The sequence below is a fragment of the Bacillus thuringiensis genome (genome assembly GCF_001595725.1).
Taxonomy (GTDB): Bacteria; Bacillota; Bacilli; order Bacillales; family Bacillaceae_G; genus Bacillus_A; species Bacillus_A thuringiensis_K.
Genome location: NZ_CP014282.1, coordinates 1842896 through 1858970 on the forward strand (window position 1 = coordinate 1842896; position 16075 = coordinate 1858970).

Here is a 16075-nt window from a genome sequence, read left to right on the forward strand (position 1 = left end):
GTAAGCCGTATATTGAAAAAATACATTTTGCTAATGAGAAAAATCTGATTCAAAAAAATGACAAAAGACATATTTCAGACAAAATGATGTCAATAATACGTCAAAAATAACCTGAATTTACTATGCAGGTATATTATACAATTCGATTAACGAATAAAACACTACAGAAATAGTGAAAAGGTAAAAAATAGCATTACAATAGTTTGAAAAACTGAAATTTCATATTTTTCGACAATACATACAAAATGTTTTTGTCTTTTCGTATTTCTTAATAATTGAGTTTGATAAGATTGCTCAATTAACTTTTATTATAAAAACTATGAAGGAAGTGATTTTAGTATGGAAACGCTCGAATTGGCACGAATACAGTTCGCATCAACAACGATTTTCCATTACTTTTTTGTTCCGCTGTCAATTGGTTTAGCTTTTATTATTGCGATCATGCAAACGTTGTATGTGGTAAAAGGGCAAGAAGTATATAAGAAGATGGCAAAGTTTTGGACGCAATTATTCCTTATTAACTTTGCAGTAGGTGTAGTAACAGGTATTTTACAAGAATTTCAGTTTGGTATGAACTGGTCAACGTATTCACGTTTTGTAGGTGATGTATTTGGTCCCTCGCTTGCAATTGAAGGATTGCTGGCATTTTTCATTGAGTCTACATTCCTAGGTTTATGGGTATTCGGTGAGGATAAATTACCGAAGCGAATTCACTTAATGTGTATTTGGCTCCTTTCCATTGGAACGATGTTATCAGCATTCTGGATTTTAACTGCAAGTGCATTTATGCAGTCACCTGTCGGGTATGAAATGGCAGCGGATGGTCGTGCGCAAATGAATGATTTCTTAGCCATTATTCAAAACCCACAACTATGGGTACAATTCCCGCATACAATTACAGCGGCAATTGCAACAGGTGCATTCTTTATTGCTGGTGTAAGTGCATGGAAAATTACAAAAGGACAAGAAACTGTAGTATTTAAAAAATCTTTCCGAATTTCTATCATTGTTGGAACAATTACAACGGCGCTTGTATTATTCTTCGGTCATGCACAAGCGCAACAATTAATTAAGACACATCCAATGAAGATGGCGGCAGCTGAAGCGCTATGGAATACAAGTGAGGATCCAGCACCATTTACAGTATTTTCGAAAATTGATACAGAGAAGAAAGAAAATTCGTTTGAAATTCAAATCCCTTATATGCTAAGTCTATTATCGTATGATAAGTTTAGCGGTCAAGTTGAAGGGATGAATCAAATTCAAAAACAATATGAAGAAAAATATGGTCCTGGAGATTATATTCCTCCAGTGCATACAATGTTTTGGAGTTTTAGAGCGATGGTAATGAGTGGAACATTCATGCTTCTTCTAGGAGCTTACGGATGGTTCTTATCAAGAAAAGATCGTTTAGCTGAAAAAACGTGGTATTTAAAATTAATGGTGTATGCAATTTCTCTTCCATTCATCGGTAATACAGTAGGGTGGATTATGACTGAAATGGGTCGTCAACCTTGGGTTGTATTTGGTGTAATGAAAACAGAAGATGCTGTATCACCAAATGTAACATTCGGTGAAGTATTATTCTCACTTATTTCATTCACATCAATGTATTTAATTATGGGTGGAATTTGTGTGTACTTATTTGTTCGTACCATTAAGGGCCACAAGAATAAGAAAACGAAAAAGGATTATCAAAGCCATGATCCATTTGATAAGGAGGAAGAGTATGTTATCTCTTAATGAGTTATGGTTTTTAGTTATTGCAATCTTATTTATTGGATTCTTCGTACTGGAAGGTTTCGACTTTGGGGTAGGAATGGTTTCGAGGTTTTTAGGAAAGAATGATTTTGAAAAACGAGTTTACTTAAATACAATAGGACCGTTCTGGCACGCGAATGAAGTATGGCTTGTTTGTGCTGGCGGAGCGATGTTTGCGGCATTTCCGCACTGGTATGCAACTTTATTTAGTGGTTTTTATATTCCGTTTGTATTTATGCTCCTTGCTTTAATTTTAAGAGGTGTTTCCTTTAAATTTCGTGCGAAAATAGATAATCATAAATGGAAGAGTGCGTGGGATTGGGGGATGTTTATTGGAAGTATGTTACCTCCTATCCTTTGGGGAGTTGCGATTGCAAACTTTATGGTAGGTGTACCTATTGATGAGAGTAAAAATGTTGTAGGTGGATTCCTGCAATTACTTCATCCATTTGCGTTACTTGGGGGAGTAATGTTTTTCCTACTATGTATTGTTCACGGATTACAATTTCTTACGATACGTACAACTGGTAAATTGAGAGAACGTGCACGAATTACTGCAATAAAAATTGCACCATTTTCATTAATTACACTTCTTGTTTTTGCTGGTGTGGGGTTATGGAAAACCGACATTTTCACTGCTCATGGAACAGAATGGATTATGGTACCAATCGGAGCTTTTGTAGCACTATTAGTGTCCACTTTATTAAATAAAAGAAGAAGAGATGGTTGGGCTTTCTTTATGACGAGTTTAACAATCATTTTACTAAGTGCGAGTGTATTTATCGGTATGTTCCCACGTGTTATGATTAGCTCTTTAGGAGCAATGAATGATTTGACAATTTACAACGCAGCATCAGGAGCTTATGCATTAAAACTTATGACTTACTTTGCGATTGCTATTTTGCCTTTCGTTATCGGAAGTCAAATATGGAGTTATTATGTATTTAGACAACCTGTTAAGTCAGACAACGATTTGGAGTACTAATGAAAAGAAAAAGAGGACTTCCGTCTTATCCCGGTAGCCGTATTTTATATGTAGCGTTAACGATTATTAGTATTTTAGAAGCTTTTAGTATTATTGCGCAAACAATCTTTTTAGCACGAGCTATTACGTTTTTATTTCATGGAGAGACAGTACAAACAATATTAAGTGAAGTTGTTTATTTTGGTATCGCGTTTGCAGCGCGTCACATAGTAGTCCGAACATCACAAATATTAGTGGAACGTTTTGCCGAAAAAACAGGGTCGTTACTAAGAAAACAATTGATAGAGGCATATTTCACATTAGGTCCAAGGTATGTTCAAACGGTTGGAACTGGTCATCTGGTTACCTTATCAATTGAGGGGATTGAGAAATTTAAAACATATATTGAATTAACGATTCCTAAAATGATTAGAAGCAGTATCGTTCCAGGTCTAATTGTACTATATGTTTTTACGCTAGATATTGAGTCTGGAATCATTTTAGTTGTAACGATTCCTATCGTGATCATATTTATGATTCTTCTCGGATTAGCAGCGCAAAAAATGGCAGATAGTCAGTATGAGATATATCGTGTACTTTCGAACCATTTTGTAGATACGTTAAAAGGTTTAGAAACATTAAAGTATTTAGGGAAAAGTGAACAGCACGAAGGAAAGATTGAAAAAGTAAGTAAAAGATATAGAAAAGCAACGATGTGTACTTTGCGAGTTGCTTTTCTTTCTTCTTTTGCATTAGATTTCTTTACGAGTTTATCAATCGCGTTTGTGGCAGTTGGATTAGGGATACGCTTAATAGATGGAACGATTATACTATTACCAGCCCTTACAATTTTGATTTTAGCTCCGGAATATTTTCTGCCGATTAAACAAGTGGGAGCAAATTATCATGCGACATTAGATGGACAAATTGCGATGGAGCAAATAGAAGAGATTTTGCAACAACAAAAAGGAATAGAAAAGAAAGATTTAAATGAAGATATAGTATGGAATGCCTCTAGTAGCTTGAAATTACAAGATATTAAAGTTAATAATACTGAATCTGAGAAGGCTATATTAGAAAGGATTAATTTTACTTGGGAAGGTAACGGTGCTATTGGTGTTATTGGTGAAAGTGGTGCGGGGAAATCGACGTTAATCGACGTATTAGCCGGGTTTTTATCTCCTTCGAGTGGAAAGATGTTAGTAAATGGTCTAGAAGTTGATGGATCTACTCGTGAAGATTGGCAAAAAAATATTGCTTACATTTCGCAGCAACCTTATATTTTTCCGCTTTCATTAAAGGATAACATTCGTTTTTATGAAACAAAAGCAACAGATGAAGAAGTTGAAAGAGTTATTAATGAAGTCGGCCTTCGTTCACTCGTTACATCACTTCCAAATGGGATGCACGAAAGAATTGGAGAAGGTGGACGTATGCTAAGTGGCGGACAAGAACAGCGTGTTGCTATGGCGCGTGCACTTTTAAGTAAAAAACCAATCATTTTATTAGATGAGCCTACGGCACATCTTGATATTGAAACCGAATTTGAAATAAAGCAAGCGATGTTACGTCTATTTAATGGAAAGTTAGTATTTTTAGCAACTCACCGTCTACATTGGATGAAACAAATGGACCATATCCTTATTTTAAATAAAGGGGAAATGAAAGAAAGTGGGACGTATGAAGAACTTTTAGAGAGTGAGACATTACATTTTCATAGGGAAGAGAGGGGAGAGAAATGAGTAACTGGGTTAAACCTTATATAAAACAAAATAAAGGTAGAATGACTTTAACTATTTTCCTTGGTCTTCTTGGAGTTAGTTCAGGAGCGATGTTACTTTTTATTTCAGGTTATTTAATCTCAAAATCTGCCCTTAGACCAGAAAATGTAATGGCTGTATATGTTCCTATTGTTGCAACAAGAGCGTTTAGTATAGGGCAAGCTGTGTTTCATTATATAGAGCGCTTAGTCGGACATGATGTCGTACTACGTATATTAGAAAAAATGAGAACGAAGCTATATAGAATAGTAGAACCACAGGCGTTATTTTTCCGTTCTCGATTTCAAACGGGTGATATGTTAGGAGTGTTATCCGAAGATATAGAGCATTTGCAAAACCTATATTTACGTACAATATTTCCTAGTATATTAGCGCTAGTTGTTTATAGTATCTTCGTACTTGTTATCGGTGCATTTGACCTTGTGTTTGCACTTATTGTAGGTTGTATGTTAGCTATTATCGTGTTTCTTCTTCCATTTGTATCATTACTTTTGATGAAGAAACACCATGTTACTTTAAAGCAAGGCAGAAGCCGTTTGTATCAACAACTGACGGATGCTGTTTTTGGATTATCTGATTGGCAGGCAAGTGGTCGTAAAGGTGAATTTATTAATGAGTATGTAAAACAAAATGATCAGTTGTTAAAAATCGAAAAGAGAGTGAAACGCTGGTATCATATTCGGGACAGTATCATTCAATTAGTAGTAGGTATTGTAGTTATTTCGATGATTATATGGACTGGAAATGAAGCGGCAAGTGAACAAATTGCTCCTACAGTTATCGCAGCTTTCGTATTAATGACTTTATCTGTAACGAACGCGCTTATTCCTATTGCAGATGCCATCGATCGAATACCGTCGTATGTAGAATCTACCCATCGTCTTAATGGCGTAGAAAGTGATAGTGTTTTACATGATGAAACGGATTTGCATGGAGAGAAAGATTATATTGAACCAAAACATGTAGATATTGAACTGAATCACGTATCGTATAGTTATCCAGATAGTAATGAGATTGTATTAAAAGATGTATCATTACAAATAAAAGCAGGGAAGAAAATTGCTATTTTAGGGAGAAGTGGGACAGGGAAATCTACTTTACTAAAATTGTTAACAGGGGCGTTAAGCCCAGTAAATGGCCAAGTTGTACTAAATGGTGAACGAGCTAATACGAATCTTTTATCTAAATATATTTCTGTATTAAATCAAAAGCCGCATTTGTTTGATACGACAATTGGAAATAATGTACGAATTGGCAAACCAGAGGCAACGGATGAAGAGATATGGAAAGCTTTAGAGAACGCACAATTAGCTTCACATGTTACTTCTCTTCCGGACGGATTACAAACAAAAATGTATGAAATGGGAAAGCGGTTTTCTGGTGGGGAAAGACAAAGGGTTGCTTTTGCTAGAACTCTTATGCAAGAAACACCAATTATTGTACTTGATGAACCGACTATCGGTTTAGATCCAAAAACAGAATTGTCTTTAATTGAAACAATGTTTTCTGCAACGGAAGAAAAGACGGTTATTTGGATTACGCACCATCTTGTAGGAATAGAACATGTAGACGAAGTTATATTCCTTGATCGAGGCCAAATTGTCATGCAAGGTAGTCATAAACAACTTCTGAAAGAAAATGAAAAGTATCGTAAACTTTATGAGTTAGATAAAGGAATATGATTTGAATAAGCAATAATTGTAAAAATAGCTACACCTAATGGTGGAGCTATTTTTTTTGTTAGATTGCAGGTGTATATGATTGTTACGAATTAAAAATGAATTTCATATTATACATATAATGGAGGGGATGTACATGAAGGAACAATATAAAATTATTGTTTTAAGTGATGAATTATCAGGGGATAGGATTCGAAATACGTTAGACAAAAATAAATGTAAAACAATAGTTCATGTTGTGGACGTTTCAGATGTTGTTCGTATAGAAAGTTCTTTTCAATATATAGTCATTTGGAGAGGGGACGCAGAAAAACTTACAAATGATTTGATAAATAGGGGCGTGCAAAGTTCAAAAATTATTAATTTAACAAAATACATGTATGAATGGAAGGATAAATTAATTTCTATCTATCAAATAAATCCGGATCTTATGTCTTTATACATTTCTATGAAAAAAGCAAAGAGTGATCCGACGTATGAATTGTTTGCTACCGGTTTGTCTTATCCACATTGTGGCATAAGTACGGAGCTTCTCTCAAAAAAGTCAATAAAATTAACACTTCCATCGCAAGATCTATACTATGATTATTTAATAGCGTCACAACTTTTATCAAACAATCATTCATTTCAATATTGTTTAATAGGAATAGCCTATTTTTCGTTTTACTTTGATATGTCGTTATCATCTGAATCATATAGAATTCACAAAGTATATTATCCATTGTTTCAAGATGGTCATCATACTGTAGTTCACTCTCCTCTACCCACTGATGGATTCTCACATCTAAATACTCCGAAACCACTTCTTTCTATTTTTAATTTGCATTTTGAATATATTTTATTAGACGAACTAAAAGATGAATCATTGATACTGCCTTGGATAAATGCTGAATGGAATACTACTTCTCTTCATATTCCTTTTGAAGAACACGGGAAAATAAGAGCAGCTTCACATGCTAAATTGGCGTATCCTCATACTTTAGTTGAAAATAAAATAATTTTAAAAAAATATTTAGAATTACTGTTAAAAAATGATATAAAGCCATTAATTGTTGTATTCCCTGTTACTTCACATTATTTTAATTGTAGTAGTAAGAAATTAAAAGAAGATTTTTATAAAGTTATAAATGATTTTCAAACTCAATATTCTTTTCAAATTATAGATCTATTTGATTCACCATTATTTTGTGATGATGATTTTTATGATAGTGATCATATGAATAAAAAAGGTGCAAATAAAATGTCCGCGTTATTAAATATGTTTATTTAGGAACGAAAAGTATGATATTTTGTTTCATGTTTGCATAAAAGTATATAGGCTCCATACAGTTAAAGTAATGTGATTTTTGTGTCGCGTATATAAATAATATGCGAAGAGGTGAGAGAGTTAAAATGAGAACTCGTATTGAAAGAACTGAAGAGGTGGTAGAGCAACTTCCGTTGGTGAGTGTATTAATTCCTACGTATAATCGTCCTCGTTACTTTGAAAAGGCGTTATGTAGTGTGTTAGAACAAACGTACCCTAATATAGAAATTTTAGTCGGAGATGACAGCACGAATGATGAAACAGAAAAAGTGTTACAAAAATACTTATGTGATCATTCAAATATTATTTATATAAAAAATAAATCAACTCTTGGACAGTTTGAAAATGCGTTAATGTTATTTAATGAAGCGAACGGTGAGTATATAAATTTTTTAATGGATGATGATGTATTTCATGTAAAGAAAATTGAAAAAATGATGAAGTATTTTTTCAATGATTTAGATAATGAAATTAAGCTTGTAACATCTCATCGTCAAGTAATTGATGGTAAAGGGAAAGAACTGCGACATATTTATTCGACTGTCCGTTTATTTGAGGAAGATACGATTATAGAGGGAACAGAATTAGGAAATAAGGTAATTGTGGATCAAAAAAATTATATCGGAGAACCGACAACAGTTTTATTTCGTAAAAATGATTTACAAGAACCGTTTGGGATTTTTGATAAGAGGAGGTATCTATGTAACGTAGATATAGCTTCATGGTTATCTTTATTAAGTAAAGGAAAAGCAGTATATATAGCAGAGGCACTTAGTTACTTTCGATTACATCCAGATCAACAGTTAAATGAATCTAATAAAATGATGGATGGATTAGAAGATTTTTCACATAGTATTCTAGCAGGAGAAAAATATGGTTTCTTATCCACCGAAAAAGAGTTAGACAAAGCGATGACTAATTTTCTAGATTACGCAAGAAGGATAGTTCCATCATCGATATTATATACATTAGACTATTATCAAAAAATTAAAGAAAAGAAAATAAACATAGAAAAGAAAAAACAACATATAAATAATAATTCGCCTTTACCGAAAGTAAGCATACTTATTCCTGCGTACAATAGACCTTATTACTTGGAATTGGCACTCAACAGCGCTCTAAATCAAACATATGAGAATATTGAAATTGTTATTTCTGACGACAGTACAAATAATGAAGTCAATGCTATGATTCAACCGTATTTACGTGAATATGAGTGTATTACATATGTTAAAAATGAAACGCCGTTAGTTGCCGAAAACTTTAATAAGTGTGTAGAACTTGCGAATGGGGACTATATAAACTTTTTATTAGATGATGATTTATTTCATCATGAAAAGATCGAGAAAATGATGAAATACTTTTTGACGTTAGAAAATATTTCATTTGTGACGTCATATCGTGAACTGATTGATGGGGATGGAGAGGTATTACCACCTTCAACATTAAATATGAAAATCGCGAAAGAAACTACACTTTTTGAAGGAAAAGAATTAGGAAATTATATGTTAAAAAACTTGAAAAATGTAGTTGGTGAGCCGACAACAGTTTTGTTTAATCGGGATTTGTTTGACGGGAAGTTTGGATATTTTAAAGGAAAGGCTTATTCTGCTATTAATGACATTGCAACTTGGCTAGATATGATGAGGAAAGGAAAAGTAGTTTATATACAAGAACCTCTTAGTTATTTTAGACAACATAGTGGACAAAATCAAAAACAAATGCATTTTATTTTAATGACAATTGAAGAGTGGATTGAATTGATTATTGATGCGTATAATAGTGGATTTTTAAGTTCTGAAAGAGATTATAAAGAGAGTTTATCTTATTGTTTAGAAAATGCGGGATTTATAGTTAAGGATGCTGTAAGAAATGGGGAGCTAGATCAAATTTATAATGAAAAGATAAAAAAAGGGTTAAACAAGTTAGTTGCTCATATATTCGAGAAAGAATGTTGTTATTGTCAATATTGCAATCAACAATTTGAACAATTTTCCCCTTGGCCAGCACATTATGATTTTCCAAAATATAAATTTGAGATGTGGAATAAAGATACAGGTATATGTCCAATTTGTAGTTCGATGGATCGTGAAAGATTGTATCGGGTGTACATTGAAACGGAAACGGACTTGTTAAGTAGAAACTATACTATGCTTCATATTGCACCTGAAGCGAAATTAAGAGATTGGTTTAACGAGTATAAAAATATTACGTATGTATGTGGTGACTTAGAACCGAAGGATCCATTAATGAAGGAAATTGATGTTACAAGAATTACATATGATAGTAATACTTTTGATGTAATATTATGTAGCCATGTGTTAGAACACGTTCCTGATGATGATAAAGCAATGCGAGAGTTATATAGGGTTCTAAAGCCAGGTGGATGGGGAATTATTCAAGTACCAATCGTAATGAATGTGGATTCTATTATAGAGAATGAATTAATTGTAACTCCACAATTAAGGAAATTAGCTTTTGGTCAAGAAGATCATGTGAGAATTTATAATCAATCAGGATTTATTCAACGATTAATGAATGCAGGATTTAAGGTAGAATTATATAACATAGCGGAAAAACAAGGAATGAAAAGCGCTAGGAAATTTGGATTATCTGAAACAGATATGCTCTATATTGTCCGAAAATGATAGGAAGGAATAGATAGATATGGAGAATATTCCTTTTTTACGTGCTTCAACTGTACCTGTAAGTGAGTATTTGGACGAATTGAAGGAAATTGATACATCTCACATATATACGAATTATGGACCTATAAATCAACGTTTTGAGGAAACAATTATGTCGTCATTTTTTCAAAAAAGGGGAGCTGTTACAACAGTAGCAAACGCAACGTTAGGGTTAATGGCGGCTATTCAACTAAAGAAAAGAAGAAAGGGAAAGTATGCTCTCATGCCTAGCTTTACATTCCCTGCGACTGCCTTAGCCGCTATTTGGTGTGGATTGGAACCTTACTTTATTGATATTTCAATAGATGATTGGTATATGGATAAAACCGTACTTTTGCATAAGATAGAAGAATTAAAAGAAGAGGTTGCGATTGTTGTCCCGTACGCCACTTTTGGATCATGGATGAACTTAGAAGAATATGAAGAATTAGAGAAGAAGGGGATTCCGGTTGTCGTAGATGCGGCGCCGGGATTTGGTTTAATGAATGGAGGGATGCATTACGGTCAAGATTTTAGTGGAATGATCGTATATAGCTTTCATGCAACAAAACCGTTCGGAATTGGTGAAGGAGGGCTCATATATAGTAAAAACGAAGAAGATATACAACGTATTAAAAGAATGGGGAATTTCGGATTTGATAAAAATCGTGAATGTACGATGATGGGGTTTAATTGTAAAATGTCTGAATACGCAGCAGCTATTGGGATTGCGACTATAAAAAAGTGGGATCAAAAATTAAAAGAACGCACCCTTATTTCTGAATGGTATAAACAGTTGTTACAAAATACTGGGTTAATGAAAAAAGGGTGGAAAGTCCAAAAGACAGAAGCAGTTATTCACCAATTTATGCCTATCATTTGTCCAGAAGAAGTTCGCAACATACAAGTAATAGAAGAACTGAAAAAACAGAAAATAGAAGCTAGATTATACTTTTCACCATCTTGCCACCAACAAGTTCTTTTTAGAAACTATAAGTCTACAGATTTAACAAAAACGAATAAAATAGCAAAACGAATCGTAAGTTTACCTTTATGGGAAGGAATGACGGAAGAAATAGTAGAACAAATTGTAAGCTGTTTAGGGCAGAAGGTGGTTTGGGCAGATGAATAGTTTTTATAGCCAAGAAGAACTAAAGAAAATTGGATTTTTATCTGTTGGGAAAAATGTATTGGTTAGTAAAAAAGCAAGTATATATAATCCGAGTGCTATATCAGTAGGTAATCATGTAAGAATTGATGATTTTTGCATTTTAAGTGGTAAGATCACAATTGGAAGTTATTCGCACATATCAGCGTATACAGCGTTATATGGAGGGGAAGTTGGGATTGAAATGCATGATTTTGCAAATATCTCAGCTAAAACAATCGTATATGCAGTACTTGATGATTTCAGTGGAAATACATTAATGGGGCCAACCGTCCCAAATCAATATAGGAATGTGAAAGCAGAAAAAGTTATTTTAAAAAAACATGTGATTATTGGTGCTAATTCTATTATTTTTCCAAATGTAACTGTAGGAGAAGGTACGGCAGTCGGCGCGATGAGTATGGTAAAAGAGAGTTTAGATGATTGGTATATTTATGCTGGAGTTCCCGTAAGAAAAGTAAAGCCTCGTCAAAAAAAGATGCTAGAGTTAGAAATTGATTTTTTAAAAAGCATTCATTCTTAACAAAAAAGAATGAATGCTTTTTATTTTTATCCCGCTATTTGCCGAGCAGTAAAACCCCATCTCAAAATTGAGTGAAAGGAATGAAGTTAGGTTGGGGCCTTGTTGCCAGTAAAAAACGATTGGTGAGGGCTAATTAAAGTTTCACTTTATGATGGAGCAGAGAGTATCTTAACTTATTATGTTTTAAATTTTGCTGACCAAGGCAATACTGAGCCATAGTGAATGTAAAGTTGGAGGGCGAGCGTATATGTTTGATGAGGATGGGATTGTTTTAATTATGGAACCAGCTGATGAAAGAAACTTGAGGAGATTTATTTTTTCAGTGCCAAAGTCAGTGTATGAAAAGAAAGGGCTTACATTACACTATGGAACAGCTATAGGACAAGGATATATGGATATAATTGAAGATATTATAAGCGTACATATAGAAATAGATGTTGTAACGATAATAGGGCATGTAAGAGGATAAATAGCTATTTGAAAAAGGTTATAAACAATTTAGCTAGAAGTTATGTATAGAGAAAATTACAGACAATGATAAAGACGAAGGGAGTCTAAAATGAAAATAAAATCAATTTTATTAGTATTTATAGTTTCAATTGGTTTAATGGGATGTTCAATAGTGGAAGAAGGAAAGAACTCCATAGATTATGCTCAAAAGGCGACAGACTATGTAAATGAAATAAGTGCATTTGCAAATGATGCACCAGCATTAGCAGAAAAGGCCGTCAATGATAGTGAGGCTCGAAAAGAATTAGAAACGAAGCTTAGTGAAATTAAACAAGATATACCCGCATTCAATGAATTAACGCCACCTGATGTAGCAAAGGATCTTCATCAACAAATCGTCGGATATAACGAAAAGTTAAATACGTTAATTGATACGGCGATGACAAAGATAGAAGAAGGGAAAGTGGATGTAGAGCAATTTAAAAACTCTGAGCTTATGCAGACGGTAGATCAAGTTCGAGATTTGAAAGATAAAGTGCAAAATTTAGGTCAATAGTAAAAAGCTCCGTTTGTGATAAACGGAGCTTTTTACTATTGGATACAATAAACGATTACACCAACGATAATAATCATGTTGCCGATGAGTTTACGTTTCGTTATTTTTTCTCCTAGGAAATACCAACCAAAAATTAATATGATGATATAACTTAAGGATTCTAATGCTGATGCTTGTTTTAATGCCATGCCCTTCATGGCGATAACATTTAATCCGGCGTTAATTACAAATAAAGAGTAGCCGATAATAACATAAGGATTCACATATTCTTTTATTCTAGAATCGTATTGTTGCAAAGTAGCTTTTTTTAATAATATTTGTGAGTAATTAGCTAAAATTATCCCGAAAATAAATAATAACATATAACTATTCATCTTTTGTCACCACCACAATTCCGACGATAATAATAGCTGCACCAAGTAGATGATTCCACTGAATCGTATCTCCAAATAGAAATACTGACCAAAGCATTGACCACAGTATAATAATCCCGCGATGTGAATATGCTTTTGAAATTTCGAAATGTTTAATTACTTGTTGCCATAAAATTGCATATCCGAATAAAAGTATAACTAATCCGAAATAAGCAACAAAAAATGAGATGGAAGCAATGGGGAATTTAGCTGCCCATTTCATGTAAACCATAATGATAGAATATATCAAAAAAGCTACATGTAAAAATACGTAATTTTTAATAGTTGGTTTCATTTATTCACTCTCTTTTACATATAAATATATATTTATATCTATCTTTTCCTAATAATAGATATTGGAACGTATTTTGTTTAATCTTTCACATTCCAAAGTATATAGTATCATGGCTTTTATTGTAAGACAATAGAAGCCATGCATTCATTTTTTCCAAGGTTCTACAATATGTATCGTTTTATTTGTTGCATCCAACTCTACTTGAACACCGATAGGCATGGTAATCATTGGATGTGTATGACAACAATCGAAGTCAGCTAGAAAAGGAATTCTTTGATTTTGAAGTACTTCTAATAGTATTTCAAAAGGTTTTCGATTTGTACCACAATCATCAAATTGCTCATGTTTTCCAAGAATGATACCTGAAATTTTATCGAATACACCGTTAATTTTAAGTAATGAAAAGCTTCTTTCAATAGTAGCTGCATCTTTTGAACTGTCCTCAATAAAGAGAATGTCACCTTCTTGAATATGTGGCATATAGGGGCTACCCCAAATTCCTTGTATCGTGTTTAAATTCCCGCCAATAATACGCCCGGTAGCTTTTCCATCAATTACTGAAATCCAATCGTTTGGTCGAAGTTCTTTCTCCTTTGTCTTTTCTTCCCAATTAATAAATTCATCTGACCAAAATAATGGTTGTTTTATATGATAAGGAAGAGAATGATCATGTAGTAAAGTTTCAGCGAAATATTTGTATGTGCAATCAACAAAAGGTTCAAATTCGCCAAAGGAAGGGACGAGAGCTGGTCCATAAAATGTAGGGATTCCTGTTTTGGCGTAAATTGCTAGTAATAAAGCAGTTGCATCTGAATACCCAATCATTATTTTAGGGTTCTTTAGAAAAGCATCATAATCAATATAAGGTAATATTGAATTTGAATTCACCCCACCAATTGTTGACATAATACAAGAAATATTAGGATTTCTTATTAAGACATTTAGCTCCTCAGCACGCTCTTGTATACTACCAGAACGATAAAAATCATATCGACCTGTTAATGAACCTTCTAATATATGAAACCCTTTCTGTTGTAAGTAAGATTTTGCTCGTTCAAATCTCTTTGGTGAAGTGTAGGTTACTGGTGAAGAAGGGGAGTAGATCCCAATTGTGTCTCCGTATTTTAATGATTTTGGAAGTAGCATTTGTATGAATCCCTTCTATTAAATAGTTTATCTCGCTATTTGACGGGTAGCCCGATTGGGGGCTGATTAAAGTTTCGCTTTATTTACGAGATTTTATTATTGAATATTCTTACGTTTCAACATTGTAAGTTTAACATAAGTAAATTAAAATAATCATTGCTGTACTATGAATAAATATACCTTTTACCTTGACTATATAAAGGAATTGTTGTTAAGGTTAAATGTGAGTGTATAAAAGGTTTGCTAAAGGAGTTTTGAAATGAATCGGTTAAAATGGGGAAGGATGACAGTCCTATTAGTCATTATTTTAGGGATATGTTGGTTCTTATTCCAAGGAAATCAAAAAAGCGTAGCGAATGTAGAAGGACAACCTTTGCAAGTGGCAGAACTACCTAAAGCAGGATTTACTGAAAAAGTAGTCCCGCCAAAGTACATCCCACCAGAAATTAACGCAAAAGCAGCTATGATTATCGATGCGAGTGATGGAGATATTATTTATCAATATAATGAAAATGAAGCTTTTGCACCGGCTAGTATGTCTAAGATGATGACAGCGTATCTTCTACTAGAGAGTATACATAACGGGAAAGTTCGCTGGGAAGATCCAGTGAAAATGAGTGCGAAGGCGGCACAAACAGAGGGAGCGAGAATCCCAGTACAAGTTAATGACACATTAACTGTTAAAGATTTATATCATGCATTAATGATTGAGTCAGCTAATAATTCAGCTGTGGCTTTAGCAGAACATATGGCAAAATCGGAGAAAGATTTCGTTCAGCTTATGGATGCAAAAGCGAAACAGTTAAAAATGTCGGAACATGCTAAATTTGCAAATGCGTCTGGATTACAAGAGCCAGATGGAAGTGAAACAAAAATGACGGCTGCTGATGTAGCGCAATTGGCGTATCATCTTATAAAAGATTATCCGGAAATATTAGAAGTGACTCACTTACGCCAAAGTCAGCTAGCATTTAATAATATTAATGTTATAAGCACAAACGACATGTTAAATAGAAATAATAAAAGTTTATATATAGAAGGAATGGACGGACTAAAGACTGGATTTACAGATAGTGCAGGATACTGTTTTACTGGGACTGCAAAGCAAGGTGATAATCGAATTATCACAGTGGTCATGGGGACATCAAATAAAACAAAACGTTTTACAGAGACAAATAAGTTAATGTCGTATGCATTTGGATTAGTTAATTAAGTAAGTAAAATACGAATCTAAATCGCTACATAAGTAAGACTGTTTGTTGTTACTAATTTTAGATAACAACAAACAGTCTTTTTATTTTTATTTTAAAAAGGAAAAAGCTTCTAAATATAAGTGTTATTATTTGAGTTTGTTTGTTGCTGTGATA

Annotated in this window: 14 protein-coding genes; 11 read left to right on the forward strand and 3 right to left on the reverse strand. The window is 33.5% G+C overall.

What is annotated here, in order from left to right; all coding sequences use genetic code 11:
• Window positions 1–339 precede the first annotated feature (339 nt).
• The 10 genes from cydA (at window position 340) to AXW78_RS09470 (ending at window position 12854) form a co-directional block, all read left to right on the forward strand.
• Window positions 340–1743 carry a cytochrome ubiquinol oxidase subunit I gene (gene cydA / locus AXW78_RS09425; protein ID WP_000448869.1) on the forward strand — a complete coding sequence of 468 codons (1404 nt, stop codon included), beginning with the start codon at window positions 340–342 and terminating at the stop codon, window positions 1741–1743.
• Window positions 1730–2746 carry a cytochrome d ubiquinol oxidase subunit II gene (cydB, locus tag AXW78_RS09430; protein WP_000950079.1) on the forward strand — a complete coding sequence of 339 codons (1017 nt, stop codon included), beginning with the start codon at window positions 1730–1732 and terminating at the stop codon, window positions 2744–2746. The genes cydA and cydB overlap by 14 nt, the downstream gene beginning before the upstream one ends.
• Entirely contained in the window at window positions 2746–4467 is a 1722-nt protein-coding gene (gene cydD / locus AXW78_RS09435; RefSeq protein ID WP_000824031.1) for a thiol reductant ABC exporter subunit CydD, read from the forward strand. The genes cydB and cydD overlap by 1 nt, the downstream gene beginning before the upstream one ends.
• Window positions 4464–6188 carry a thiol reductant ABC exporter subunit CydC gene (gene cydC, locus AXW78_RS09440; RefSeq protein ID WP_061884066.1) on the forward strand — a complete coding sequence of 575 codons (1725 nt, stop codon included), beginning with the start codon at window positions 4464–4466 and terminating at the stop codon, window positions 6186–6188. Before cydD ends, cydC begins: the two co-directional genes overlap by 4 nt.
• 133 nt (window positions 6189–6321) lie before the next feature.
• Complete coding sequence (locus tag AXW78_RS09445) at window positions 6322–7455, forward strand: hypothetical protein (protein WP_000664249.1); 1134 nt, start codon at window positions 6322–6324, stop codon at window positions 7453–7455.
• Between the two features lie 122 nt (window positions 7456–7577).
• Window positions 7578–10139, forward strand: a complete 2562-nt coding sequence (locus tag AXW78_RS09450; RefSeq protein ID WP_061884067.1) for a glycosyltransferase — start codon at window positions 7578–7580, stop codon at window positions 10137–10139.
• A 19-nt stretch (window positions 10140–10158) separates the two neighbouring features.
• Entirely contained in the window at window positions 10159–11289 is a 1131-nt protein-coding gene (locus tag AXW78_RS09455) for a DegT/DnrJ/EryC1/StrS aminotransferase family protein (protein WP_000427962.1), read from the forward strand.
• Window positions 11282–11848 carry an acyltransferase gene (locus AXW78_RS09460; RefSeq protein ID WP_001084185.1) on the forward strand — a complete coding sequence of 189 codons (567 nt, stop codon included), beginning with the start codon at window positions 11282–11284 and terminating at the stop codon, window positions 11846–11848. Before AXW78_RS09455 ends, AXW78_RS09460 begins: the two co-directional genes overlap by 8 nt.
• A 247-nt stretch (window positions 11849–12095) precedes the next feature.
• Window positions 12096–12317, forward strand: a complete 222-nt coding sequence (locus tag AXW78_RS09465) for a hypothetical protein (RefSeq protein WP_000459099.1) — start codon at window positions 12096–12098, stop codon at window positions 12315–12317.
• 90 nt (window positions 12318–12407) lie between these two features.
• Window positions 12408–12854, forward strand: coding sequence for a DUF6376 family protein (locus AXW78_RS09470; protein ID WP_000695203.1), 447 nt, complete (start codon window positions 12408–12410; stop codon window positions 12852–12854).
• 35 nt (window positions 12855–12889) lie between these two features.
• Here AXW78_RS09470 and AXW78_RS09475 read toward each other — a convergent pair whose 3' ends face one another.
• From AXW78_RS09475 to AXW78_RS09485, 3 genes are all read right to left on the reverse strand, one after another.
• The gene (locus AXW78_RS09475; RefSeq protein ID WP_001089868.1) at window positions 12890–13228 is read right to left on the reverse strand and encodes an EamA family transporter; all 339 of its coding nucleotides are present in this window, start codon (window positions 13226–13228) and stop codon (window positions 12890–12892) included.
• Window positions 13221–13562: an EamA family transporter gene (locus AXW78_RS09480; protein ID WP_000805125.1), complete on the reverse strand. Its 342-nt coding sequence runs from the start codon at window positions 13560–13562 to the stop codon at window positions 13221–13223. The genes AXW78_RS09475 and AXW78_RS09480 overlap by 8 nt, the downstream gene beginning before the upstream one ends.
• A 144-nt stretch (window positions 13563–13706) precedes the next feature.
• Window positions 13707–14708, reverse strand: coding sequence for a S66 family peptidase (locus AXW78_RS09485; protein WP_000926323.1), 1002 nt, complete (start codon window positions 14706–14708; stop codon window positions 13707–13709).
• A 259-nt stretch (window positions 14709–14967) separates the two neighbouring features.
• On the opposite strand from AXW78_RS09485, the gene AXW78_RS09490 reads away from it, so the two are divergent.
• Window positions 14968–15921, forward strand: a complete 954-nt coding sequence (locus AXW78_RS09490) for a D-alanyl-D-alanine carboxypeptidase family protein (protein ID WP_001080880.1) — start codon at window positions 14968–14970, stop codon at window positions 15919–15921.
• The last annotated feature ends 154 nt before the right edge of the window (window positions 15922–16075 follow it).

What these genes read in the sequence shown, in the direction of transcription:
- AXW78_RS09460 (WP_001084185.1), top strand. Translation starts at nt 11,282, where the DNA reads ATGAATAGTTTTTATAGCCAAGAAGAACTAAAGAAAATTGGATTTTTA.
- AXW78_RS09475 (WP_001089868.1), bottom strand. Translation starts at nt 13,228, where the DNA reads ATGAATAGTTATATGTTATTATTTATTTTCGGGATAATTTTAGCTAAT.
- AXW78_RS09485 (WP_000926323.1), bottom strand. Translation starts at nt 14,708, where the DNA reads ATGCTACTTCCAAAATCATTAAAATACGGAGACACAATTGGGATCTAC.
- AXW78_RS09445 (WP_000664249.1), top strand. Translation starts at nt 6,322, where the DNA reads ATGAAGGAACAATATAAAATTATTGTTTTAAGTGATGAATTATCAGGG.
- cydD (WP_000824031.1), top strand. Translation starts at nt 2,746, where the DNA reads ATGAAAAGAAAAAGAGGACTTCCGTCTTATCCCGGTAGCCGTATTTTA.
- AXW78_RS09465 (WP_000459099.1), top strand. Translation starts at nt 12,096, where the DNA reads ATGTTTGATGAGGATGGGATTGTTTTAATTATGGAACCAGCTGATGAA.
- AXW78_RS09450 (WP_061884067.1), top strand. Translation starts at nt 7,578, where the DNA reads ATGAGAACTCGTATTGAAAGAACTGAAGAGGTGGTAGAGCAACTTCCG.
- AXW78_RS09480 (WP_000805125.1), bottom strand. Translation starts at nt 13,562, where the DNA reads ATGAAACCAACTATTAAAAATTACGTATTTTTACATGTAGCTTTTTTG.
- AXW78_RS09490 (WP_001080880.1), top strand. Translation starts at nt 14,968, where the DNA reads ATGAATCGGTTAAAATGGGGAAGGATGACAGTCCTATTAGTCATTATT.
- cydB (WP_000950079.1), top strand. Translation starts at nt 1,730, where the DNA reads ATGTTATCTCTTAATGAGTTATGGTTTTTAGTTATTGCAATCTTATTT.
- AXW78_RS09470 (WP_000695203.1), top strand. Translation starts at nt 12,408, where the DNA reads ATGAAAATAAAATCAATTTTATTAGTATTTATAGTTTCAATTGGTTTA.
- cydA (WP_000448869.1), top strand. Translation starts at nt 340, where the DNA reads ATGGAAACGCTCGAATTGGCACGAATACAGTTCGCATCAACAACGATT.
- AXW78_RS09455 (WP_000427962.1), top strand. Translation starts at nt 10,159, where the DNA reads ATGGAGAATATTCCTTTTTTACGTGCTTCAACTGTACCTGTAAGTGAG.
- cydC (WP_061884066.1), top strand. Translation starts at nt 4,464, where the DNA reads ATGAGTAACTGGGTTAAACCTTATATAAAACAAAATAAAGGTAGAATG.